20 protein-coding genes are annotated in these 23,799 nt (G+C 48.6%); 3 read left to right on the forward strand and 17 right to left on the reverse strand.

What is annotated here, in order from left to right:
• The first annotated feature begins 39 nt into the window (after positions 1 to 39).
• The gene (locus E2I14_RS12190; RefSeq protein WP_133328836.1) at positions 40 to 1,857 is read left to right on the forward strand and encodes an O-antigen ligase family protein; all 1,818 of its coding nucleotides are present in this window, start codon (positions 40 to 42) and stop codon (positions 1,855 to 1,857) included.
• Between the two features lie 15 nt (positions 1,858 to 1,872).
• Here E2I14_RS12190 and E2I14_RS12195 read toward each other — a convergent pair whose 3' ends face one another.
• From E2I14_RS12195 to E2I14_RS12275, 17 genes are all read right to left on the reverse strand, one after another.
• Entirely contained in the window at positions 1,873 to 3,288 is a 1,416-nt protein-coding gene (locus E2I14_RS12195) for a mannose-1-phosphate guanylyltransferase/mannose-6-phosphate isomerase (RefSeq protein ID WP_133328838.1), read from the reverse strand.
• A 437-nt stretch (positions 3,289 to 3,725) separates the two neighbouring features.
• Positions 3,726 to 4,385, reverse strand: coding sequence for a type II secretion system protein (locus E2I14_RS12200; protein ID WP_133328839.1), 660 nt, complete (start codon positions 4,383 to 4,385; stop codon positions 3,726 to 3,728).
• 288 nt (positions 4,386 to 4,673) lie between these two features.
• Positions 4,674 to 5,387, reverse strand: coding sequence for a hypothetical protein (locus E2I14_RS12205; RefSeq protein ID WP_133328841.1), 714 nt, complete (start codon positions 5,385 to 5,387; stop codon positions 4,674 to 4,676).
• A gap of 2 nt (positions 5,388 to 5,389) precedes the next feature.
• Entirely contained in the window at positions 5,390 to 6,175 is a 786-nt protein-coding gene (locus E2I14_RS12210) for an ABC transporter permease (protein ID WP_133328843.1), read from the reverse strand.
• 32 nt (positions 6,176 to 6,207) lie between these two features.
• Positions 6,208 to 6,876 (reverse strand): type II secretion system protein, encoded by a 669-nt coding sequence (locus E2I14_RS12215; RefSeq protein ID WP_165967822.1) that lies wholly within the window; start codon positions 6,874 to 6,876, stop codon positions 6,208 to 6,210.
• Positions 6,873 to 7,883, reverse strand: a complete 1,011-nt coding sequence (locus E2I14_RS12220; protein WP_133328847.1) for a type II secretion system protein — start codon at positions 7,881 to 7,883, stop codon at positions 6,873 to 6,875. The genes E2I14_RS12215 and E2I14_RS12220 overlap by 4 nt, the downstream gene beginning before the upstream one ends.
• A 39-nt stretch (positions 7,884 to 7,922) precedes the next feature.
• Positions 7,923 to 8,390: a hypothetical protein gene (locus tag E2I14_RS12225; RefSeq protein WP_133328849.1), complete on the reverse strand. Its 468-nt coding sequence runs from the start codon at positions 8,388 to 8,390 to the stop codon at positions 7,923 to 7,925.
• Positions 8,387 to 9,076 (reverse strand): hypothetical protein, encoded by a 690-nt coding sequence (locus E2I14_RS12230; RefSeq protein ID WP_133328851.1) that lies wholly within the window; start codon positions 9,074 to 9,076, stop codon positions 8,387 to 8,389. Before E2I14_RS12230 ends, E2I14_RS12225 begins: the two co-directional genes overlap by 4 nt.
• Positions 9,077 to 10,651: a hypothetical protein gene (locus E2I14_RS12235; protein WP_133328853.1), complete on the reverse strand. Its 1,575-nt coding sequence runs from the start codon at positions 10,649 to 10,651 to the stop codon at positions 9,077 to 9,079.
• Positions 10,652 to 10,667: 16 nt separating this feature from the next.
• Positions 10,668 to 11,873, reverse strand: a complete 1,206-nt coding sequence (locus E2I14_RS12240; protein WP_133328855.1) for a type II secretion system F family protein — start codon at positions 11,871 to 11,873, stop codon at positions 10,668 to 10,670.
• A 23-nt stretch (positions 11,874 to 11,896) separates the two neighbouring features.
• Entirely contained in the window at positions 11,897 to 13,600 is a 1,704-nt protein-coding gene (locus E2I14_RS12245; protein ID WP_133328857.1) for a GspE/PulE family protein, read from the reverse strand.
• A 4-nt stretch (positions 13,601 to 13,604) separates the two neighbouring features.
• A complete protein-coding gene (locus E2I14_RS12250) occupies positions 13,605 to 15,161 on the reverse strand; it encodes a tetratricopeptide repeat protein (protein WP_133328859.1) in 1,557 nt (518 codons plus the stop codon).
• Positions 15,158 to 17,032: a pilus (MSHA type) biogenesis protein MshL gene (gene mshL / locus E2I14_RS12255; RefSeq protein WP_133328861.1), complete on the reverse strand. Its 1,875-nt coding sequence runs from the start codon at positions 17,030 to 17,032 to the stop codon at positions 15,158 to 15,160. The genes E2I14_RS12250 and mshL overlap by 4 nt, the downstream gene beginning before the upstream one ends.
• Before the next feature lie 172 nt (positions 17,033 to 17,204).
• Positions 17,205 to 18,803 carry an AAA family ATPase gene (locus tag E2I14_RS12260; RefSeq protein WP_133328863.1) on the reverse strand — a complete coding sequence of 533 codons (1,599 nt, stop codon included), beginning with the start codon at positions 18,801 to 18,803 and terminating at the stop codon, positions 17,205 to 17,207.
• A 109-nt stretch (positions 18,804 to 18,912) separates the two neighbouring features.
• On the reverse strand, positions 18,913 to 19,635 hold the full coding sequence (locus E2I14_RS12265; protein WP_133328865.1) for an ABC transporter ATP-binding protein: 723 nt from the start codon (positions 19,633 to 19,635) through the stop codon (positions 18,913 to 18,915).
• A 396-nt stretch (positions 19,636 to 20,031) separates the two neighbouring features.
• On the reverse strand, positions 20,032 to 20,526 hold the full coding sequence (locus E2I14_RS12270; protein ID WP_133328867.1) for a hypothetical protein: 495 nt from the start codon (positions 20,524 to 20,526) through the stop codon (positions 20,032 to 20,034).
• Between the two features lie 147 nt (positions 20,527 to 20,673).
• Positions 20,674 to 21,183: a hypothetical protein gene (locus E2I14_RS12275; RefSeq protein ID WP_133328869.1), complete on the reverse strand. Its 510-nt coding sequence runs from the start codon at positions 21,181 to 21,183 to the stop codon at positions 20,674 to 20,676.
• A 203-nt stretch (positions 21,184 to 21,386) separates the two neighbouring features.
• On the opposite strand from E2I14_RS12275, the gene E2I14_RS12280 reads away from it, so the two are divergent.
• Both E2I14_RS12280 and E2I14_RS12285 read left to right on the forward strand, forming a co-directional pair.
• Positions 21,387 to 22,256: a hypothetical protein gene (locus E2I14_RS12280; protein WP_133328871.1), complete on the forward strand. Its 870-nt coding sequence runs from the start codon at positions 21,387 to 21,389 to the stop codon at positions 22,254 to 22,256.
• Positions 22,257 to 22,366: 110 nt separating this feature from the next.
• On the forward strand, positions 22,367 to 23,692 hold the full coding sequence (locus E2I14_RS12285) for a replication initiation factor (RefSeq protein WP_133328873.1): 1,326 nt from the start codon (positions 22,367 to 22,369) through the stop codon (positions 23,690 to 23,692).
• The last annotated feature ends 107 nt before the right edge of the window (positions 23,693 to 23,799 follow it).

Here is a 23,799-nt window from a genome sequence, read left to right on the forward strand (position 1 = left end):
CTTCAAGACAGTTCCGCAGCCAGAGGCAGGTATCCGTTAATGATTTCGATGATCTCCGCAACGCCCCAGAGCGTGATGTTTTGGCTTTTCATGATTGGCATTGCCTATGCGCTGCTGCTATATCGATTTCCTAATTCTTGGTTGACAGTGATCTTGGCGTTGCTGCCGATCTTGGACTTTGCTCCGTGGACCGGACAATTCTTTTTCGACGAGTACGACGGTTTATTATGTCTAACAATTGTTACCGTATTACTGCAACGCAGGTCACAATTTTGGACGCGAGTACAGACCGGTTGGTCGCGTACTTCACTCTTGTTGGTTTCTGGCCTTGGGTTTTCCGTGCTGGTCTCGGCGCTGCTTGGCGCGTATCCATTTCCTGCCATCGACGTTAATTCGTTTAACAATTATCTGAGTCCGTACAACGCCTTGCGGGTTGCCAAAGGCGTAGTTTTTGCCTACTTGTTATTACTCCTGTTGGTGCTTGACATGGCCCACGACGCGCACAAAACACTGCGTAGGCTAACGCTGGGCATGACCTTGGGCGTGCTGGGAGCGAGCTTGGGTGTGGTGTGGGAAAGGCTAAGTTCTACGGGGCTATTCAATTTCGACTCTGGCTACCGCGTCGTGGGATTGTTTTCTGGCATGCATACCGGTGGTGCCTATGTGGAAGGCTATTTGGTCACCGCTTTGCCGTTTGTAATCTGGTGGGAAATTCAAAGCAAACATTGGCTCAATAAATTGGCCGCGATGGTGATTTTTTTGCTCGGTTGTTACGCTTTGTTGGTGACCTATGCGCGGGGCGGTTATGTCGCATTTATGTTGTCTTGTTTGGTTTTGTTTTTGGGCTTGTTAGCACGCAATTGGGCTAGTGTTAAAAAAGCCCATGTTCGCAGCGCCGCCATTGTGGCCTTAATCTCGTTCGCGTGGCTGATTTTTGCTTACCAAGCTACGCCCATGCATAAGCGCTTTAATCAACTCGGCTACGATAAATCGCTGCGTGTGCAGCATTGGGGAAAAATAATCGGAATCATGGACCAAGGTTGGCCAGTGAAGTTATTTGGCCAAGGCCTAGGTCGTTTGCCGGCCATGTACGCCACCCGCGCAAAGGGAGAGCAACAATCGGAATATCAGTTTGTGACCGAGCAGGGTAAAAATTATTTTCAGCTAACTGGCGGTGACCCGCTGTATTACGAACAGGTTGTGGACTTGCAGCCTAGCCAGACGTATCAGATTGAAGTCGTCGCGCGGAATAAAACCAGTGCGTCGGAAATGTACCTGTCGATCTGCCGAAAATGGATGTTGTATCCGTCGCAATGCGATTGGTTTCGGATAAATTTAAATCCATCAGCAAGCTGGCAAACCTATGCGTTTAATGTGAACTTGAATCGGATTAAACCCGCGCCGTGGTACGTGCGGCCAGATATCAAGCTGGCGCTAGAAAATGATCAAGACGGTACTACAGTGGACGTTGCCTCGGTATCGCTCAAAGGAGCGGATCAGCGCGAATTGGTGCGTAATGGCGACTTTGCCCAGGGCTCGCGCTATTGGTTTTTTTCGACCGACAATCATTTGCCGTGGCATTTCAAAAATCTGTTATTGCAGCTGTATTTTGAGCAGGGCGTGTTTGGCTTAGGATTGATGTTAGCCGCGCTAATTTATAGCTTTGCTACTTTGATTCGGCGGCGTAATGAAGCGGATTATCCTGCGCCACTTTATGCGGCGGCATTAACTGGATTCCTGTTGATTGGGGTAATCGACAGCCTGTTCGATTTTCCCCGTATGAGCATGATTTTTTATTTGCTGTTGATGCTGATTCAATTTCGGCATCCGAGATTGACGGATAAAGCCGTCAATTAAGCAGGCTTAAACCTGCTAAACCCGCTTGTAATCATCGTCAAAGCGCACGATGTCATCTTCACCCAAATAGCTGCCGGATTGCACTTCAATTAAAAATAACGGCAGCTTGCCAACATTTTCGAGTCGATGTGTTTGGCCGATGGGAATGTAAGTGGATTCGTTTTCGTGCAGTAATTTGATTTGATCGCCGCAAGTGATTTTTGCGGTACCCGATACGACAATCCAATGTTCGGCGCGGTGATAGTGCATCTGTAACGACAGCTTAGCGCCCGGTTTTACCATGATGCGTTTGACCTGAAAGCGCTCGCCCGAATCGATGCCTTCGTAATAGCCCCAAGGCCGATAAACCCGCGGATGCACCAGATGCTCGGAGCGTTTGGCTTTCTTCAAATAATCCACGGTGTGTTTCACTTCTTGCGCCTGATCTTTATGCATCACCAGCACCGCGTCCGAGGTTTCTACTACCACCAAATCGCTCACACCGATGACCGCCACCATGCGCGATTCAGCGCGAATATAGGAGTTGCTAGTTTGGTCGGCGTACACGTCGCCACGGAGCGAATTACCTTTGCTGTCAAAGGCACTAGACTGCGCCAAGGATGACCACGAGCCGATATCGCTCCAACCCATATTGACCGTCACCATTGCTGCGGAGCGGGTGTGTTCCATGACGGCGTAATCGATGGATTCGGACGGGCAGGCGTTAAAGGATTTTTCATCCAAGCGGCAAAAATCGAGATCGCGTGTGCTGTTAAGCCACGCTTGTTGTGAGGCTTGGTAGATTTCGGGGCGCAAGGCTTTTAGCTCGCTAAGATAGACCGACGCCTTAAACACAAACATGCCGCTATTCCAGAAAAAATTGCCCGATTCGAGAAACGATTTAGCCGTTTCTAAATTGGGCTTTTCGACAAAACGCGCAACGCCAAAAGCGGCGTGGTCAACATTCAATGCCGCGCCACGTTCGATATAACCAAAACCAGTCGCTGGTTCATGCGGTTCAATTCCAAACGTGACCAGCATGTCTTGCTGCGCTAATTTTTCTGCTGCTTGAATCGCTTTATGGAACGCGGGCACATCACTGATGAGGTGATCGGCAGGTAAAACTAAGAGCACCGCTTCGGCGTCTTTTTCTTGCGCGGCAAAGGCGGCGATGGCCACCGCTGGTGCGGTGTTTCGGCCGACTGGTTCGAGGATCTCAATTAATGGCGGCTTATTGATTTCCAGTAATTGCTCTGCCACTAAAAATCGATGACCGTTATTGCAAACAACGATAGGCTGGGCAATATCCGGTAGGCCGTTTAGGCGTAGCAGCGATTCCTGAAAAAGTGTGTTTTCGGAAGTTAGCTTGAGAAATTGTTTAGGTAGTGCTTCGCGCGACAAAGGCCACAACCGCGTACCTGAACCGCCTGACAGAATAACCGGATAGATCATAAATAGTCTTTAAAGTGAAAGTAAAAATGGTTGGCTCAGCGAAGCGCGTTCAGTTAAAGCATTGTTAGAAACGATACGCATACCAGCGGTAACGTGACTTAATTGTGTCTGAAAAGCAAATATTTTGTTATTTTTGCATAAACCGCGCAAAAGTCCCACAGATTTGATTATTGAGGGTGTTGTACCAAAGTCGCTAGCGCTAAATCGGCTACACGTTTTGGTTGGCACAGGGCCGAGGGAATTTCAATAGGGAGATGAGCAAGGGGACGATCGCTGCCAGTGTGATTTGGCGCTATTGGGCTGGCTGCGCGCCTTGTCAGGACTGAGGAGGGAAAAAATAAGGGCATCCGCACAGTGAAGTGGATGCCCTTTTATACTTTGCCAAGTCGGGAGTGCGGGGAATGATGAATTATTACCCGTCTAACGAATAGCGCTCCTTACAAAACGCGGCACAAAGTCCAGAATGTACCTAAGTTTTCGTTGAAAGCGGTTGCCGGAGCTGCACCGCCAGTTGGTTCTAGTGGATTGGCAACCGCCGATGCACCGCGCACGCTGCCTATGTTAGAGCCAATATTGGTCGCTGGTAATGGACCGTCTAAAATCACATCCACACCTTCGGCTTGCACACCGGTTAAGCCAGATAAGCAAACCGATATTCCCGGAATACCGGTGTACGGAGTCAGTGCGACACCAATTAATCCGCCCGTGGCAGATGGTGGGTTAGTGACTGAGGTGGACGCGCCAGTAAAAAAGCCAGCGGCTCTTAACACTTGCCAAAATGCGGGTTGACTTCCCGCTGGTGCGAAAGTAGTTGCGGGTGTTAACACTAACGGGCTAACGCCGTTGGCATTGGTTGTCCAGCCGCGTGCCGTGGCAACTGCAACGGTTTCCGTGCCAGGCGTTGCCTGATAACGATCAATGTAGCCGTTATAGGCCGACGACACCGCATTCATATTGTTGACCAAACCCTTGATACGGCTGTTGGTAATTAATGATTGGCCTTTTAAGACGCCCGCTAGCAGCACGCCGATGATGACGAGCACGATGGCGATCTCAACCAAGGTGAAGCCGGATTGAGTGGATTTGCTGTATTTCATGGATGCTCCTAGTTAAATTAATGATGATGCAATGGCAATCGGGTCAAAAAGGGCGATCTGCGTTTACCGTTTTTCAAAAGGCAAATTGTTTCGCTCCTGCAATGTTTCACTTTAATAGCTATTTCACGTTATTCAAGGTCGTTTTTATCATTTCGTCGGTGCACGCTGGATGATCGAAGGATAAGCCGTCACCTAGTTACCCGTAACTTGTTAAATTAACGGCACGATTTCGTCATTCATTAATGCGATTGGGCATTGTTTTTGTTGTTGGCCTTCAGTACGCTTGATTTATCGTTCTGCGGCGAGCTTGGCTTTTATGCCATCCATACGTTCTTGCAGAAAGTTAAGTTCATGTGAATCTATCGGTTCAGTGCCGTGAATGAGCGCGTCTAGCTGATCGATGGCTTGCTGGTATAGCCCCATGTCTTCCAGCATAAAAATATCCATTTGCTTAGCCCAACTGGGGACTTCAGGTGCGGTGGCGTATTGCTGAAGTGCTTGCGCGTAAATATGCGCTTGATATAAGTCATTGAGCTGGTGGCGCGTCATTAATGTGGCAAAGGCGAGCGATTCCCAGCGTCGATTAGGGTCGAGTAAAAATTGTTGGTACACAAAGTCAAACATGCTGCGGCGCTTGGCTGGATCGCCCACGCTGCCATAAATCCGGCTGGCTAAAAATAGCGGGTATTGTGTTTTTGAGTCCAGTTGCAGCGTGCGCTCCAGCCACGTTTGCATGCGTGGATAATCGAGCTTGCGAAAGGCCGCCACCACGCCGGGTTGATCATCAAAGCTTTGCAAATACAGCAGTAGCGCTTTGGTAAAACCGATCGGTTCACCAAAGCTGGCAACTTGCAGCATCGCCAAGGAAGGTGGTGGAGGTAAATTCTCGACCTCTGCGGCAGAGCGCGGTAGCAAGACCGTCCAAACGAGTTGAGCCGCCAAACCGATGCCGAGCAAAAGCAGCGCAAATTGTGGGACAACCGAAAACGGACGGGCGCGCATAATTAAATATTTTTACGATAAAAATCAACTAAGGCCGCGCCTGACAGCAGCGTTAAGTAAATCACGCTTTGTCCAACGATAGGCCACAAGGTCTGCCAACTGCCGCTGGAATATACCAGCCAATCGGTGCGGGTAAAGTTATCCAAATGCGGCAAAACGGCCGACAGACATTCCACCATAAAATGAATAATCTGCTGCGACACGCTTTGCGGTTGGTCTAGTTTATTGAGGTGCGCGGACTGCGTGCCGATAAATTGCAGCGTCGTGATTGAACGCGTTAATAGATAAAAAGCCGCGCTAGCGCTTAATGCTTGCATAACTTGGTTAAAACTGAGCACGCACAACATGCTAAAGGCGATCACTATCCAACATTCGAGGATTAGCGACACACTCCATAAAACACTTTGCAATGTGGGTGCTAGCAGCGCTGTAATTAAACCGAATGTGGCGGCAAGCAACGACGCCAATCCAAAAAATCCCGCCATTTTTCCAAACAAATAAGCTGATCTGGATAGCGGCAGTGCTAAGGCGAGTTCGAGTCCTTTGTCGTTGATTTCACGCACCATGCTGGTAACGACGAAGGTGCTGAGCAACAGCACAGACGCTACGCGCAGAAACGACGCCAAAACCACTAATTGGATTTCGCGCTTTTCGGTCAAGGCTAATTCTTCCAGAAAGCCGCTAAATCCTACCCCCGCTAAGGCGACCAACAGCAATAACCAAACCAGCCGATTGCGCAGGGCTTCGAGCAAGGTGTAATGAGCGATGGTGCGGATTTGAGGAAACATAAGTGCTATCTTTAGTTGTTCGAGTTGAGAATTTAGAGCGCGATGGCGTACACCGGCAATGTGTTCGATCCGGTACAGGCCGCGCTACCTAAGCCAGCGCCGGTGGTCAAGCTGCCATCGTCCATTTTGCTATCGACCTCGTTGGCGACATCGCAGGGCAAGTTAAAGAAAATAATCGCGTGCTGCGCGCCAGGATTGAGTGCGGTAAAACCCGGAACTAAACCGTTCGCAATGGCGTTAGTGACGATGTGAACCGGTCCATAATTGGTGTTGAGATAGTTGGTTGGTGTGCTAGCGTTAATGGTGCCGATTAGCCCAGCATTAAATAATTGCCACGGTGCTTGGGCCACTTCGGAACCAGCGACGGCTTGGCCTGCGCCATTCACGGTTCCTTCGATTAAACCATTGCCCGGCGTGCCGCCCGTGCCAGCGATTAACGCCGGTGTGGCAGTAATGTAGTTGGCCGGCGCGGGCAAATCTCCCGGAAGATAACTGTACCGCTGTTTGAAATATGTGGTGGCGGTGCGTAAATCGTTAATGATGGTTACCACGTTTTTGGCTTTGGCGCTGCTAATGACTGCCTGGCTTTTTAACAGCGCAAACAGAATTGTGCCGATGATGACCAGCACGATGGAAATCTCAACCAAGGTAAAACCGTGTTGAGCGCCTTGGTTGTTTGAAGTTGTAAAAATATTTTTCATAAACAAGCCGGAGTTGGATTGCCAATCGGTATTGGAGTCGCTGCTGTTACCGTGCAAATTGGGGTAGCTGCGCTCGCGCATGTGGCATAAGGTTTGCCGGCAGCGGTGCACGATGACGCATTCGCTGCGTTAGCGGGTGTGCCAACTCCAGTGCAATACGGATAGGGCGCGCCAGCTCCCGTGCAGGCATTGGCTGGGCAGTACATTTTGCATACCGTAATCGTTTGCTCGGTGATGAGCGGTTGTAGTAAATCTTGGGGAAGCAAATACACGACGCGGTCATCAAACGGCCCACCCAAAGCACCAACTCGATCGGTATAAGGGCGGACAATAAATCGATTGGTGGTGGCAGTCGCATTAACAATTTCATCGGCATTGGGAGACGGTGAATTTAATGTGCCCTGTACCGTTTTTGTGCCGTAGCCGTTTTTTCCACCCGACAGAATAACGGCGACTGCATTAGTGGTGATAGTCGTTAGTGCTGTAACGCCATCGCCTTGCTGAATCGTGATGGCAGGCACTGGACTGGTTAATTGCACGATGTCGAAAACAGCCGGAGGCGCAACTTTAGCCGTCCAGTTCCGCATTCCGACTGGCGGGGCGACACCATTAGCGACTTTGTAGGTAAAAAAATTGCCCCAGCCATCTTGCACCGCATCGCGTGGCAAACCGAGGGTCGCGTAAGGCACGATGCCATACGATGCCGCAGCAGTTGCTGTGCAAGGGCTTACCTGCGTGCCATTAAGCACTGCTTTGGTATCAGGGCAAGGCAGCACCCCGTTCGTGCGCAAATACGCAATCAAGGCTATCTTGATCTGCGCTTGTTTTGAAGCGGTCTCCGCATAAGCGCTGTTGTTGAGCGACGCGGTAGTCATACGCAATCCCATCGTTAAAACGATGCCCATTAAAACCACCACAATCGCCATTTCGGCCAAAGTGAAGCCGCGCTGCTGCAGCGCTGCAATCTGAGTAATAGGTGCAAAGTGTTTGCCAGTGCGATTCGTCATGATCGGTTCAACCAAGGTGAGTAATATTATTTCTAGGTGCTATCGTTGGGCGCTATCGTTAGGTGATGATTCATATACTTTGCGCACCGCTCCAGTTTGCATATCGACCGTGTCACCGACTTTGAGCCGCACGCGCTTGCCCGAATCCGTCTTAATCACGATGGCAGGGTCGTGGCCGGGTTGCTGCAGTACCGACATCGTTGCGTTGTGTTGCCCCTCGGGTTGGGCGACTGAGTTAATCCACGTTGTGGTTTTTCCACTGCTGCGCGTGACAATGCCGTCAACGGTCGCAGAAAGTGGCTTATCGCTTTGTGGGCCTGAATTGTTTTCGTCCACTTTGTAGCCTAATTTGCGGGCTTGGTTTAATTTGGCGCGTTGCTCGGGACTAGTGAACAATCGACCAGATAAAACGTCTTGCGCTGGTGCGCCTGCACTAATGCACAACAGTGTACCTAACGCGATTGTGCTGCTTAGGTGCGGGCGCCACAGGCCGCGTAAGGGGCTCATTGTTGGACTCCTGTTGTCGGGGTTGAATCGGCGGCCACGGCTTTGGGATTAAGCGTAATCCAGTACAGCGTGCAATCGGCAGATAACAACGGAACGAGTTTTTCGGATTGTGCGTTTGGCAGGCGAGTAATTTTGCAACGCTGAACATCGTTGAATTCGTTGGCGCTGAGCTGCTCAATGAATTGCAATAAATCCGCTTCGTGCAGCAAGTCCATTTTGATCAACATATTGCTGCCATGTAGTTCTAATCCAGCCATGTCAACCGAAGGATTGACCAGAAAACTAGCTTGTTCGTCGATGTTGTAACTGATTGGTTGCAGGGCGGCGCTTTTTTGAATTGCTTGGATTTTTTCTACCCAATGAAGTCGTTGTTCTGTGCCGATAAATCCTTGTTGCGTCAAGCGCAGGTAATGCGGTTGGAAATGCTCGATCTCATTGAATTCGCTGTCGACCTTTTGAAATTTATCGCGTGAAGTATTTTTTTGCACCTGCGCGGACTTGACTTGGTCAAGCTCTTTATCCAACAACAGCTGGCTGCTGCTAGCCATCGTGATGGCCACTAAAATGCAAAAAATAAACGTAATACTGGCGTTGCGAATCACAGGGAAATCGTCGTACCAAAAGGTACGGCTAGCCTTGATTCCGTTGGCTTTGCTGTTATCCTTGTTTTGATTAGCGGTTGCCATTTATATTTTCCAGACAATTTTTAGTTCAAAATTCGCCGTTGCATTTTCTTCGGGATCACCTTCTTGCCCAAATAACGGCATCGTTGGACGGGTATCGAGAGGCATGCGGACGACTTCAACTTGAATTCCTTTGGTTCGCATTAGGTCACTGGACAGTTGGTTGACACTTTGAATTGCAGCACGATAGTTTTTGTAAAACGGCAGGACTTGGCCTTTGAGAATAACTGTCTCGATGGGTTGATTTGGAATCCCAATTAAGCCCGCCGAGATGGGCGCTGCGACACCCGGTTCAGCAACGGGCGCAGGCGGTGGTTCGCCCGCTGCGGGATCAACCAGGCTATTTTCTGCCACTTCCCAGGTCAATTCGTCTAAGGTCAATTCAGGACGATGATTCAACGCTTGGCTAATAATATTGAGCAGCGCTTTGGGCGAAGAGTGATGTGCTTGAATCATCTCGACTACGTTGACCGCTGCCTGCATTTGCTGCGGCTCGATTGCAGTTTTTGGCATGTTGTTGACGATAGCCTGATAGCGTTGCTCATTGTGCGCGGTATCGAGTCGTAATTGATGGAGTTGCCAGCCAGCGTCAATCGCATCGATCGTATTTAATCCGCCCAGAACAATTCCCGACGCCAGTGCGACAGCACTCAGCGCGTACAGCGTTAGGCGAGTCTTCCAGAGCAAATAGGCATGACTTTGGCCGGATATTTTGTAGTGGCTCTTGGGCTTGTGCTTGACGAGTTGAGCTAGGATCAGCGTATCAATGGCGTGCTCATGAGCGTCGGCTTTTTGACCAAACAAGTGCTGCGCTTGGCCGACGTCGATCAAACGATAGTCGCTCGTTTCTGCGCCCGGTATGAGTTGCTCCAGACTGGTAAGCGTTTGCGCCTGATCAAGTACCACTACGTTGAGCTTCTCACCACGCTGCAGCAAGCGGATATTGGTTAAGAACAGCTTCGTTTTATTGATTTCATCTAAAGCCAGCTTGGCGACCGCAGCGGGGTCTTGTTCAGCAAACTGAACTAAACGACTGAGCCGCAAATGCCCGTCTTGAAAATAATTTTGCCGTAAGCCCGACGATTGGTGTGTTGCCAACAAGACTGGTTCTTTGCCCAAACCTAATTTGGCAAACAGTTGCGCGCTCAATAGCGCTGCGGAGTAAATGCCCTCAATCGGGACTTGGGTGGCGATAATCGTGTCCAGCCAAGGCTTTAATAATGCCGCGTTGGTCAAGGCATTAAACATCACCAAATCGTCTTTACGTCCCGTCTTTTGCCGACCTTGGAAGCTAGCATGGCGGAAAGGTGTATCGCGGTACAGTTGTTGCAAGCGCCGATCAATCAGATTTTGACGCGCGCTACCAATCACATGGGGCAGGGTGTCGCGCTGAAAATCTTCTTCGATCACATCAATCAATAACAAAATCGGCACATGCTTATCCAGCATTACATAGTCGCTTAATGCTTGCAGTCCAGCCGCGTCTTGCGCAAACGTCTGGCCGTCAGACAACCCGCCGTTATGCCACATGCGGGCAGTCAGCTGTTTGTTGGTCAGATAGAGTAATTGTTTGCGCAAAACGGCTCCTTGTTTATTACACGTTTAACTTGCTAATCATGTCGTAGATCGGTCCAAGTACCGATAACATGACCCAACCCAAAATCAAGCCGAGAACCACGGTCATAATCGGTTCGATCAAGGCTTGGACGCGCTCGATCATTTCTTTGATTTCGCGGTTATAAAAATAACTAACATTACGGAGGGCGTTATCCAGTTGTCCGGTAGATTCGCCGATCTTGAGCATACGAATCACAAGCGGCGGAAAAATGCCTGTGGCATCGAATGCCGCCGAAACGCCTTGTCCCTCTGAGATCATTTGTCCTGCACGACGTAAGCCATCGGCAATGACTTCGTTATTGACGATTTCTTCCGATAATTTAATTGCATCCAAAATCGTGATGCCGGCCGCATACATCAACGCGAAAAAGGTCGTGAAGCGCGACAAAATAATTTTGTGCAAAATCGGGCCGACTAACCAAATCCGCAGTTTGTATCCATCAAATTTAAACCGCGCTGAAGGGTTATTTTTGATGACGTACTTGGTCGTTATCCACGCGACGACCGGTGCGAGCAAAATGACATACCAATAATCGATGAAAATACCCGAGATAAAAATTAATGCGCGCGTATGAATCGGCAGTTCGCCGCCCATGTTTTTGATGAAGCCAACTAGTTGTGGCACCAAAAAAATCATCAAGAAAAACGTCACGCCCAACACAACTGTGCCGACGAAGAGCGGATACATAATGATTTTTTTTGTCTGCGCGGCGAGTTCGTCTTGCCACTTTAGGCTTTCGCTCAAATTCTTAAATACTTCGGAAATATTGCCGCTTTGTTCGCCCGCCGCAATTAAGGCGGTAAAGGTGCGTTCAAACACGAGCGGATAACGTTTCATGGCTTCGGATAATTGCAAACCGCCTTCGATGTTTTCGATCAAATCGGCAATCACAGCGCGGAAGCGCACATTTTCAACACTGTCGCGCAAGTCGCCTAAGCCTTCGATAATCGGCACGCCTGCGGTGCTCATTTGCTCCATGTGAAAACAGAAATTAATCAAGTCTTTGCGATTGACCGTGCCTTTGCCAAAGCTAATTGTTCTTGTCGCTTTGACTTTGCAGTCGATTAAATCCAATTCCATGCGCTTGAGGCGCAGTTCTAAATCCGGAAGGTTGCTCGCGTCCATTCGGCCACGGATAATTTTTCCCGCGGCATTCATTGATTGGTACGCATACATCGGCATGATTCGTGTTTCCTTTTTTCGTTCTAAGCTAGACGATCAGTCAGATCAATGACGCGCGAGATTTCGTCCAACGACGAAGAGCCATCCAGCACGCGCCGCACCGCATCTTCGACTAAGGGGCTAAATCCGGTATCGAGCGCGACTTTACGGATTTCTCGTGCGGTGGCGCGACGTGCGATTAAATCGTCTAACTCGTTATTCATCTTGAGCAATTCCATAATGCCCAATCGACCTTTATAACCTTGGTGATTGCAATGCTCGCAGCCGACGGCGCGATAAATGGTGGCTTCCGGCGCATCATCAGACAAACCTAATAATTGCCGTTCAATGCTGTTGGCGATTTCGCCTTCCTTGCAATGCTGGCACAAGCGTCGTATTAAACGTTGTGCGATAACGCCGATGATGTTGCCCGCCAAAATGTCCGGTAACAAGCCAATATCTTGCAAACGTGGGATAGCGCCAATGGCGGAATTGGTGTGCAGCGTGGAATACACTTGATGACCGGTCATGGCGGCACTAAACGCCATTTGTGCGGTTTCTTCATCGCGAATTTCACCGACTAAAATGATGTCCGGATCTTGGCGCATCATGGAGCGGATACCGTTTGCAAAGCCCATTTTGACCGATTCATTGACCGACGTTTGGCGGATCATATTCATCGGGTATTCCACGGGATCTTCTAACGTCATAATGTTGACGCTGTCGGTATTGATGTGATTCAAAATCGAATACAAGGTCGTGGTTTTACCGCTTCCGGTTGGGCCGGTAACGAGGATAATTCCCTCGGGACGGGCCAACATTAGCTTTAAGGTCGTCAACGCGTTATCGTTCAAGCCCAGTCCGTCTAAGGGCACGATGCCTTTAGCGCGATCTAGAATCCGCAACACCACGTTTTCGCCGTGCGCGGTTGGTTGTGAGGAGGCACGAAAATCAATCTGGCGACCTGAAAAGCGAATTGAAATTCGCCCATCTTGCGGCGCACGGGTCTCAGCGATGTTCATATTACTCATCACTTTTAAACGCACTGCCATGGCGGGCCAATAGCTTTTATGCAGGCTGCGAATTTGGCGCAGAATTCCGTCTATCCGGTAACGAATACGCAGAAAAAACTGCTCTGGTTCAAAGTGAATATCGGACGCACTTTGTTGAACCGCATCGGCCAAAATCGCGTCCATCAATCGCACCAATGGCTGGCTATATTCATCCGATCCAGATTTGGCGCTTTGCTCAGTGATTTCGCCGGTTTCAATCTCGTGCAAAATTCCGTCGATAGACAATTCAAAACCGTAATACTGATCAATCGCTTTATTAATATCTGATTCGCTGGCCAGCATCGGCTGCAAGCTGGCTCCCGCGCCTAACATCGCACTGATTTGATCGAGGGCGACAATGTTGGAGGTGTCCGACATCGCTAACATCAAGCTGCGTTGCGCCTTGTCGAACACTAATGGAAATACTTTATAGCGTTTGGCAACGTCTTTGGAAATCATACGTAGCGCCGCACCATCAACAATCATGTTGGATAAGTCGGTACTTTGTTGACCGAGATTTTCGGATAGCGCTTCGCGTATCGTCGCGTCAGTTACGAAGCCTAACGAAATTAATAATTTACCGAGCTGGTCCCCGGTGCGTTTTTGCTCAATCAGCGCAATCTTTAGCTGATCTTCACTAATCACACCTTTTTGGATCAGCAAGCTACCGAGCTGAAGTTTTGGTTTGTCGGCCATGATGTTATTGACCTACAGCGTGTTGTAATTGGACGACGCGCTTTTTGGTGGCCTCTAGGTTGAAATTACTAGGCGCGTGTTCGGCTAACGCCAGAGCGCGTTGGTAATAGTCCAAGGCTAATTTAATCTGAGCTAGCTGGTCGAGACTGACGGCTAAGTTAAATGCGTAATCAGGGTTATTGGGCGCAGTACCAAAAGCGCGGAAATAAATTTCTTGCGCCTCAGACCAGCGCGATTGCTGCATGTATAAATTACCCAGCGCGAATAAGCTGGTGCCCGATTGCGGCGATTGGGCGATGACTTTTTTAAGCTGGCTTTCGCTGCGTTCGGGATCGCCGCGCTGCAAGCTCGTTAAGCCGGCAATTGCGTCGGGGTCATTCGGATCCAGATCTAAGAGGCGTGAATAAATCGCCGCCGCTTGTTCGGGATGATTTTCGTTGAGCTCAATGGCGGCAACGCCTAAAAGTGCGTCGCGATTAGTTGGATCGTTGCGTAACACGCTGTCATACAGCGGGCGCGCAGCTTTGGCGTCGCCACTAGAAAACAGGCGGTAGGCTTGGTCTAGATTGGCATTGATGTTGGCTGGAATTCTGCCTTTGTTGACTTTGATCTGATCTGCCGCTGCCACTTGGACTTGCTGTTCTGATGGACGAGCGCTTTTTAGCGGGTTGTCCTTAGTCTCTGCTGATGTGGCTTCTGTGTGCTGTTTTGATTTGAGTTGATCAATTGCATTCGCGAGGTCTGAGGAAGAAAAATTATCGTTATTGCTGCTGGGTGCCGATGCCGACGATTCGGCCAGCACAGGCGCCGCAGCGCTTGCCGACGCCGCTTGGTTCGCACCGACTGGCTCAACATTGGCCGCTCTGCGCTTTGCTTCGGCTTGCACTTGCGCTAGATTTGGCAGTATGTCGCTCTGCATGGTTTGCCAGTAGTAATACACCCCGCCGGCGCACACCAACACTAATAACAGCGTGGCCCCAAGGATAGGTAGGGTGCGATTTGATTTGGCCGGTTTCTTTGCATTTAAGATCGATTGCGCCATTTTTTGCGATTGCGTGATGTTCTCGGCATCGGACGCAACGGGCTGTGGCTCTGTTCTTGGTTCAACCTTCAGCGTTGCTGGTTCGATTGAATCCCGCAAGGAAAGGGTGCTGCTAGGTTTGTTAATGGCTTGTTTCGATAGCTGCTCTTCCAATGATGCTGTTGAGGGTGTCGATTTTGGTTCCAAAGCAGGTTCATTGCTGGTGAACTCCAAAGTTGGTGCGCTGGCTTCGGCTTCGGCTGCGGTTACAGCTGCTGCGGCGGCTGGCGCGTCGTGCCGAACTGGATAATCGATTTCAGCCAAGCTTGGTTCGATTCGGGTTTCATCGTGCGGCGTGGCGTGCTTAGGCACTTGGACAGGGTTAGTCGATTCCGCTGGTTTGGCTTCGAACAAGGGATCTAATGTTGGGAAGTCAGAAGTTAATTCCAAGCCGCCAGCAGCAGGGATTTCTTCCTGCGCGGCTGTCGATTCTTTTTTGGCTTGCTCTGCACGTTTGAGCGCTTGCATCAACAAACTCATGAGCCGCTCCCGCCTGTCGGTGTGGCTTGAGTCGATGAGCTTTTTATCGTGCTGGGCACGCTGACAGGCGCGTCCTCGCCGTAGGGATTTTGATTGAGCGGCACATCGTTTGGAATATGGGTGCGGTACTCTTTGTAATCGCCATTGACGCTGGCATCTTTAACGACTACGGGGCGCAAGAAAATCACCAGCTCGGATTTGGACACGGTCTCGTTGCGGTAGCTAAATATATTCCCCAAAAACGGCAATGAGTTTAAGCCTGGTACCGCATCTTTATTGTTCTTTACTTCGTCTTGCATTAAACCGCCCATCACAGCGATCTGGCCGCTCGATACTTTTAGAATCGATTCCATTTCACGACTTTGGATGATCGGCACATTGCTGACCACGGGCGGCACGGCGGTCGATAAGGCCGGATTAGGGTCTTGAACATAGCCAATAATGCGTGAAATGCTTGGGCGAACGTTTAAGGTTACATCGTCGCTATCGGTAATTTGTGGCGTGACGCTCATGACAAAACCGACTGGTACGGTATTGAGCGTGGAGGTATAGGTCGTTGTTGCTGGGGTGCCTAAGCTGCCGGGCGTGGTGGTCGCGGTAATCGTGAAATACACGTTGTTATCGACCACTTTGAGCAAGGCAGTTTGGTTGTTGAGCACGCTAATTTTGGGGCTGGAGACCACTTTAACTTTGCCGAACGACTCCAATAATTGCACCGTGGCGCTGATGCTGCCGAGCCGATTCAAGGGATTGGTGTAATTCATGACAAATAAGCCTGCCGATGCGCCGGTTGAGACGTTGCTGCTTAATGCAACATTGTTGACCTGTCCTTGGGCAAAGCTAGTCGTTGAGGAAGAACCGTTTTTTAGGCTAGACCAGTTAATGCCTTGTTGGTATTGATCGCTCAGTGCAACTTCGACCACGGTGGCTTCGATCAACACTTGGCGCTTGGCGCTCGACATCACGAGGTTGAGAAACTCCTGAATTCGTTCATGTTGGCGGCTTGTGGCACGCACGGCGATTAAGCCGTTTTCTGGATTGGCGATCACGGAAGCTGCTTCGCGAAATGTGGTGCCTTTGTTTTGTGGCGCGTTTGCAGCATTCGCCGTAGGTGCAGCGCCAGCTTTCGCCCCAGTTTTATTGCCTAAGGCAGCAAGTGGCGTTTCGTTTTCGCTCGCTGGGGCAGGCGCTGCTGGCGTGGCCGTGTTGCCGTCTGCTTGACCGTTAGTATCGGTCGCTCCGGGCAGCACTTTGTCGGTCTCGTGCAGGATGTCGGTAATGTTTTTGACTAAAGTCGGCCAAAAGTCGTTGAACGATTTGTTCTCAACAGCAGTGGTGGAATTGTTGCTGGCCGTGCCGGTGGAAGTGCTACCCACGCCACCTCCGGCAGTAGAAATTTGCGTTGCGATGCTGACATTACCCGTGGTGTGGCGCGAGATATTGACGTAATCCACTTTGTAATTACGCAAAAACGGGCTATCGGGCATGACCGATAAATTGGCTCCATCAAGTTCGTAGCGCATATCGACTTGCTTGGATATGCGGTTGAGTAGGTTGGGCAAGGTTTCGTTGAGCGCATTGAGCGTGACTTCGCCACTAATCCCCGGATGGATATCAATGTTGACCTTGGCATCGCGCGCCAAGGCAAATAATAACGATTGCACCTGTACTTTATAGACCGAGACGCTGTAGGTTTCGATCGAAGGCGCAGCCTTAGGCGGGCTTAAATGTGCGCTGTGCTGCACCGCATTAGGAATTGCGCCATCGACCGAGGGTGGGGCGCTGGTGTGCAATGTGGATGGCGGCATCGGCGCAGTAGTGCAGGCAGATAGGCCAAGGCAAAGCGTAGCGGTGAGGGCGAATTTGGTCATTAGTCGTGATCGTTTAGGTTGTGTCAGCTCTTCCGAGGACGTCACTCCTTAGTCATTACCGGCAGTTTGCTGATGTTGCCAATAGGGAAATGGGTGCTATCCTCATAAGAGATGTGTTGCATTTAGGTAATCTTAGGACACAGAAGTTAAATCGGCAAATTTAATATTTAACTTATTTGCTAGAGTTAATTTCCTTGCTTTTGTCAGCGCTCAGTTCACGTTTAATCCCGCCGATGGTGCGCAATTGCGGTTGCAGATCCCATTGCGCCGACAGCATATTAATCATAGCTACGGCCTCATTGCGGCTAGAAAAGCTGCCAAGTACCACCCCAAAGTAGGCGGCGTTGGATTTCTGAGCGCTGTAGACCTGCACTTGCTGCAAACCTAGGTCGGATTCCATTTTTTTCAAATACCGCAGGATGTCTTCTTGGTTGCTGGACGCGATTACGCCTAATTGAATGCTGTAAGCGTCATTGGCTTGGCTGTTTAGCCAATTAACGGACAGTTTTAAACGCTCGTCGAGTGACAATCTTGCTGCCGCGTTGGTGCTGTTGGGGGAGAGGGCGCTTGCCTCGACTTTAGGAGTCAGGGCGGTAACGGGTGGCTTTACCACCGCGAGTGTGTTAACTGGTTCTGGCAGGTTGGAGGTGGCGGCGGTCGGCGCGGTAGAAACAGGTGAAACGACAGTGGAACTGGTAAGCGGCGTCGAAGTAGGCGCAGAAGCCGCAGCCGCAGCTGAAGTACTATTCGGTGCCGTAACCGCCTTTTCTGCAACCAAAACAAATGGCGCTGCAGCGGTTGACTTACTCGCAACTGGCGTTGCTGGCGCTTTTTTGGTGGCGCCAAGCTGCACCTGACTTGGTCCATGATTTAACCAAGCGAACCAGATTGCTGCACCCACCAGCAACACCGCGATGGCGGCCGTGACCAAGCGGCGCGGTGACCGCATTGCACCCGCGGTGGTATTGGAAAATTCGCTATCTTCAATCGCCGCCAGAACATGCGCTTCACCCACTGAATGGGCGTTATCCGCGAAAGCCGCCAGCAACGATTTATCGGCCAAGATACTAATCCGCCGCACGATTCCCTGTGAAACGCGGTTAATGAGCTTAATCGCCGCCTCGTCAAATAAATCCGAGCCATGGTAGCCAGCCGCGCGCAGCCGAAACATCAAATAATCGGGAATCGTGGTTGCGGTTAGCGGCGGTAATTTAAAGCTATTGGTAATGCGTTCTTTAAGCTGACGCATGCTGGGAACATTCAAATGGTCATCCAATTCCGGCTGTCCAAATAAGACGATTTGCAGCAATTTATAATGCGCCGTTTCGAGATTGGAGAATAAGCGGATTTCCTCCAAGGTTTGCATCGACATAGCTTGTGCTTCCTCAATCAGCAACACCACTTGCTTGCCAGCGGCGTGTTTGGTGATTAGCGCGCTGTGCAGTAACCGAATGACTTCATCGACACGTTTGCCCTGAATTGGTAAATCCAATTCACCCGCAATCGTGAAGATGACCTGGTCGTGATTTAAGGTCGGATTGACGAGATAGATGACTTCAATATGGGATGGCAAGCGGCGCTCCAACATGCGGCACAACATCGTTTTGCCGCAGCCAACTTCGCCGGTGACTTTAATAATTCCATCGCCATGTACGACCGAATAAATTAGCGCCTCTAAAATCTCCCCGCGTTTGTTCCCCACGAAGAAAAAGTCAGGATCGGGCGTGATGCTAAAAGGTAGTTGTTGCAGGCCGAAATGGGTCAGATACATGGGCGCCGTGTCCAAAATTTACACTTCTTGAAAGTAAATTTAATTAAAACACGGGCGCAGGCGCTTCAAAGCGACGATAACGGTGGGATTAAACGTTCTAATCGGATATTCAATCGACCTGTATGCAGCGCAAAAATGCCTGTTCTAAGGTCGTTGAAGAGAATTGCTGGCGGCATTGTTCGGGCGTGCCGACAAATAGCAGTTTCCCGTCGTGCAAAATTGCCATTCGGTCGCAAATCTCTTCGACGTCAGCCAAAGCATGGGAACTAAAAAACAGGGTGCAGCCGTTTTTCTTCAATTCCTGAAAGCGGGCTTTCAGCATCGCGCGCGCTTTGGGATCGAGTCCGCTCATCGGTTCGTCCAGCACATAAAGTTGTTTGTGCGCTAGAAAACAGGCGGCTAATCCGAGCTTTTGGGTCATTCCTTTGGAATAGGCACGTACCGGTTTGGTTAAAGCCGATGCATCCAAATCAAGTGCAGCCAGCGTTTGCTGCGCTTCGGGCAAATCATATGGAATCTGCTGCAGCGTCAAGGTGTACTTCAAAAAATCCGCGCCCGTCAGGTAGTAGGGCGGCATAAAGCGTTCAGGCAAAAACGCCAGCGGTTTGCGCGCTGCCGTATCGTGATGATCGACACCAAAAATCGAAATAGCACCGCTATCCATCGAACAAAAATCCAGCATACATTTCAGCAGCGTGGTCTTGCCCGCGCCATTCATGCCAACCAAACCAAACGCTTCGCCCGCTTGGACTTCTAAATTAACGTGTTGCAGGGCGGGCTTATTGCCATAGGATTTAACGACTTCGTGGAAACTCAGTGCGGCAGATGTCATGGAAGTTTTTGTGAACGGTTATTGTCATCGGCAACGATACATCGATGCCTAGTGTTAAATGAGACGTGTTAATTACGTGTCGTTTAGTGTAGTGCAAAATGACAATAAAAAAAGGGCTGCAATAAATTGCAGCCCTTTTGAATTTTTTGGCTCCCCGACCTGGACTCGAACCAGGGACCTGCGGATTAACAGTTTTATATCATTAACTTCTGTATAGATAAATGGCTCGCCCTCACTCGCTAAATAACGCCAGATATCGCCGAAATTGTCACGTTCATCAAAATGGCTGTTTTTGTAATTTGACCGGATTGTGCCCTAAACGGTCTCTCATACTTTTGCAAAGCGGACGTTAATATTGATTAGAATTTCATCGAAACGGGCTGCTCTAGGGTAAGGCTAATTATTAGTTGATGGATACAACTGTATATTTTTAAATCCACGGAACATGTGCGCTCCAATTTTATTATTACTATCTTCCTCGTAGATATAGACCAAATAAACACTGAGTTGAGATCCCTTAACTAAAAAATAGATATCTGTACCTGCTAAGTCGTAAGGTAAACTCCACCTCAAATCAACGGTGTCTTGATAAATTGCTCCAGTTAATTCGTCTTGCCACTTTACGTACAAAGAAGTTGGCCTGTCGTACTGAAAGCCCAGCCCACCAGCATAGGATTTTTCTAGATTCGCGACAGATTTTCTAGATGGAGCATCAATTTGCGCATTCCATCCATCTAAGCGATAGTCAAGAATAGCTGCGTGCTGATCGTCATCATTCATATCAAAATGAAACCCACATGACCGCGTCTTCATGTGCACGAGTTCATAGGCAGCAAACAAAATCAACCCAACGATAAAGAGAATATTAAAAAATATTTTTGATTTTTTCATTTAGAATTTTTAGCCACTGAATCGAACATTTGGTAATCAATCTCGATGTTTATTTTTACCACTTGCCAATTTAGCTCGGCTTACTTTTGACTGCTCTGTGCCGATCTGGGCAATTAGCATTTCTATTACGCTACTACCGATAATCGTTCACTTACGGCTATCTGAATTTGGATAAAGCTGAAGATTTTCATATCCCTCATAAATTGAAGAACCAATTATTGGTTTATCTTTTGCACGGGATTTATTTAACTTTAAATAAACAAAAATTTCAGATCCATGAACAATGAAATACAAATCCGTCGCCTCTAAATTTCGAGGAATCACCGGACGTAAGTCAACAGTCTTCTCATAAATTGAACCAGAAACATCATCCTGCCATTTCACATATAAAGAAGTTGGCCTGTCATATTGAAAGCCTAACCCCTCAAAATACCATTTATGACCTTTTTCAACGTAAGCAGTTTGAGTCTCGGCTATTTTTGCGTTTTCGCCCATCAATAGAAAATCAAGAACTGCTGCGTGTTGATCATCGTACCCCATATCAAATCCAAATCCGCAGGACGGTTTCTGAACGAAATAATTATCACACGCCGTCAATGCGAACAGAGTCAGCCCTGCGAGAAATGTTACACGCGAAAATGTTCGATAAAATTTCATCTGAAATACATTTCTGGTATCTATTCGGGTTTATGTGGTCTGCTCTGGTTTTACCCATCAAGGGAGTACCTCATAAGGCCGCTTCGTGCCGTTTTGCGTCGTTGACCGCTTTGCTTGAGTATTGCTTTAAGGTATTATTTTGTCAGTTCAACACATAATAACTGAAAATTAATACATAAATAAAAAAATCAACTTCGACAGGCATGCATACAAATCTAGTGGATAAACAGAAAGCGATTGATGACGCAATTTTAATCACGCCTCAATTTTTAGAGAAATTTAAGGACTTGAAAGATAAAGGTGGTCGTATTAGCTCTTCGTCGGACTTTTCCGCGAAACAACGTGAGTTAGCTCCATCTTACGTTTACTTATACGAGTCTAAAGCAAAATTACAACTCGCTTATTTATTGTATTTGTATGGCGAGGAAAAACTAATTTTGATGTCGCCCGATGAACGCGATGCTCTTATTAACGAAATAAACTTATCTCCCGATGATTGTGAAAACAGTTTGCACGTTGATTTTAAAGTTCCCGACAATTTTGCAGATCAGAAATTGGCTATAACTAAGCTTGAAAGTTTGCCTGAAGCTCGAAGGAAGGAGGCGAAAAATAGGCATGCTTTTTATGGATGCTTTGCGTTAGCCACATTTTTCAATAATTCCGCTTTGATGGCTCATGGCGCTGAAATGACAACGCTGGTTCCTTTAGCTATTGCTGGAGATGACGATGCTTTTCTTAAGGCGATACAGATTGATTCAATGTTACTTGTTCATCATAAATATTTCCAAAATCGTAAATTAGAAGCGCAAAGTGGTCAGCAGCCCGAGTTTCTAAGAAAACTTTTGTATCGAGAATCAAATCCTGTTTTGAAGGGGAGAATAGAGTATCCGGGGTTGTATATGCTTTTTGGTGTTCTAGATTCCTATAAATGCTTAGATCTCTTTAACCATGACGAAATATTGAATATTGCCGATGCGGCTGGCTTAGACCGCTTTCAAAATAAGATTGATGATGTCAATTATTTGACTAAGCGTTTAAGTGATTATCGGAAATGGCAGAAAACGTTGCAATAGTCAATGCTGTGAAATTTAATTTGAGTGCATTCAGTTAAGTTTGCTTGATCCATAAAGTTCGTATCCGTTGCAGGAAACATGTGTATGCCTGCCGAAACGGAGCAACTACGATGGATGAATTAAGCCGTAATGATCAAACGACGAATAGAGTTAAAGGGGTTTTAGAGGCCGTTGAGATTGTCCTCTTGTCCGGCTTGACCGGACAAGAGGACAATCTCGACGGAACAAAGGGTACGCCACCTAGTAACACAGTACCTAATAACTGCAATAGTGACTACTTTAAGCCTCTTCGGTGGGGGGTTGATAGTCTGTATTTATCTTATCCCGGTCAATTATCCGAAGTGGTGGACAAAGAGCTGCGGTCATTAAAAACCTTGGCCCAAGAACGCAAAGACCTTGCTGCGAAAGCTCAATATTCTTTGGATGGTCATATCTTTGAGGTGAAAGATAAAAGCTCTGGTCTGTTTCCCTTTACGATTGAAGATAATTCGTTTCAGATTCGATTATCCGCCAGTCACGCAAAAGCATTGCCGATGGCCTACGTTAAAGTTTCGAGCCACTATCTAGCCTATAAAACTCCTCCAGATGCCGAAAGTCATTTGCGCAGCCTTCTCTATCCTCTCGGCGAAATAAGTCCTCCGAACGTCTCTAGAATTGATTTGTTCGTTGATTTTGCATCGAATGAGGATATGGAGAGTTGGACGCGGTCTGCTTGGGTGACTAAAGCCAGTGGATTGAGTCAGTTCGTTGAACACCAAACATTTACTGGATGGTCTATCGGGGCTGGCGGTGTGGTGATGGCGCGGCTCTATAACAAGCGAATTGAAATTCAAAAGAGTAATAAACTCTATTTGGAACCACTTTGGCGGGAGGCCGGTTGGGATGGCGAATCTAATGTGTGGCGGCTTGAATTTCAATTAAAAAGTGAACTACTAAAGCAACTTGGCTTTACCAGTTTGCCCGGTATTGAGGGCAATCTCAATGGCATATGGCGTTACTTAATGACTGATTGGCTTAAGCTGACTATTCCGAGCCAGACCGATAAAACGCGAAGCAGATGGCCTGTTCATCCGCTCTGGAACCTGTTAGCCGCCACTGATTGGAAAACGCAGGGCGGACCATTATTGCGGACCTATTCACCGTCTCGCGTTCCTAGTGAAGAGTCTGTCGCACGACGTGCATTAACGTCGCTAGCATCCATTGGTGCTCTGCGTGGCTTGTCGAACTTTGATGATGCCGTCGATGCGTTAGAAGATGCAATGTACAAATGCCTTGATGGTCAGGCTTTTGACCTAGGCATCACGCATAACGCGTTATTTCAAGAAAAAGTCGAGATCCTTCAGCGCAAATATAACACTCGTCTCAATCCACCGTTGCCAGAGGTTGAAGACAAGACGTTTGCCAAAGAATATCGCCGTCAAACACAAGGCTACTAACCATGCATGACGATGGCTTGCCATTGCCTGCTATTCGTTGTTTGACGCGAGAACAAGCGGCGCATTATCTGGGGATCGGTGCAACTTTATTTAGTGAGTTGGATGTG

This window comes from Sapientia aquatica (genome assembly GCF_004358105.1).
GTDB classification, from domain to species: Bacteria; Pseudomonadota; Gammaproteobacteria; order Burkholderiales; family Burkholderiaceae_D; genus Solimicrobium; species Solimicrobium aquaticum.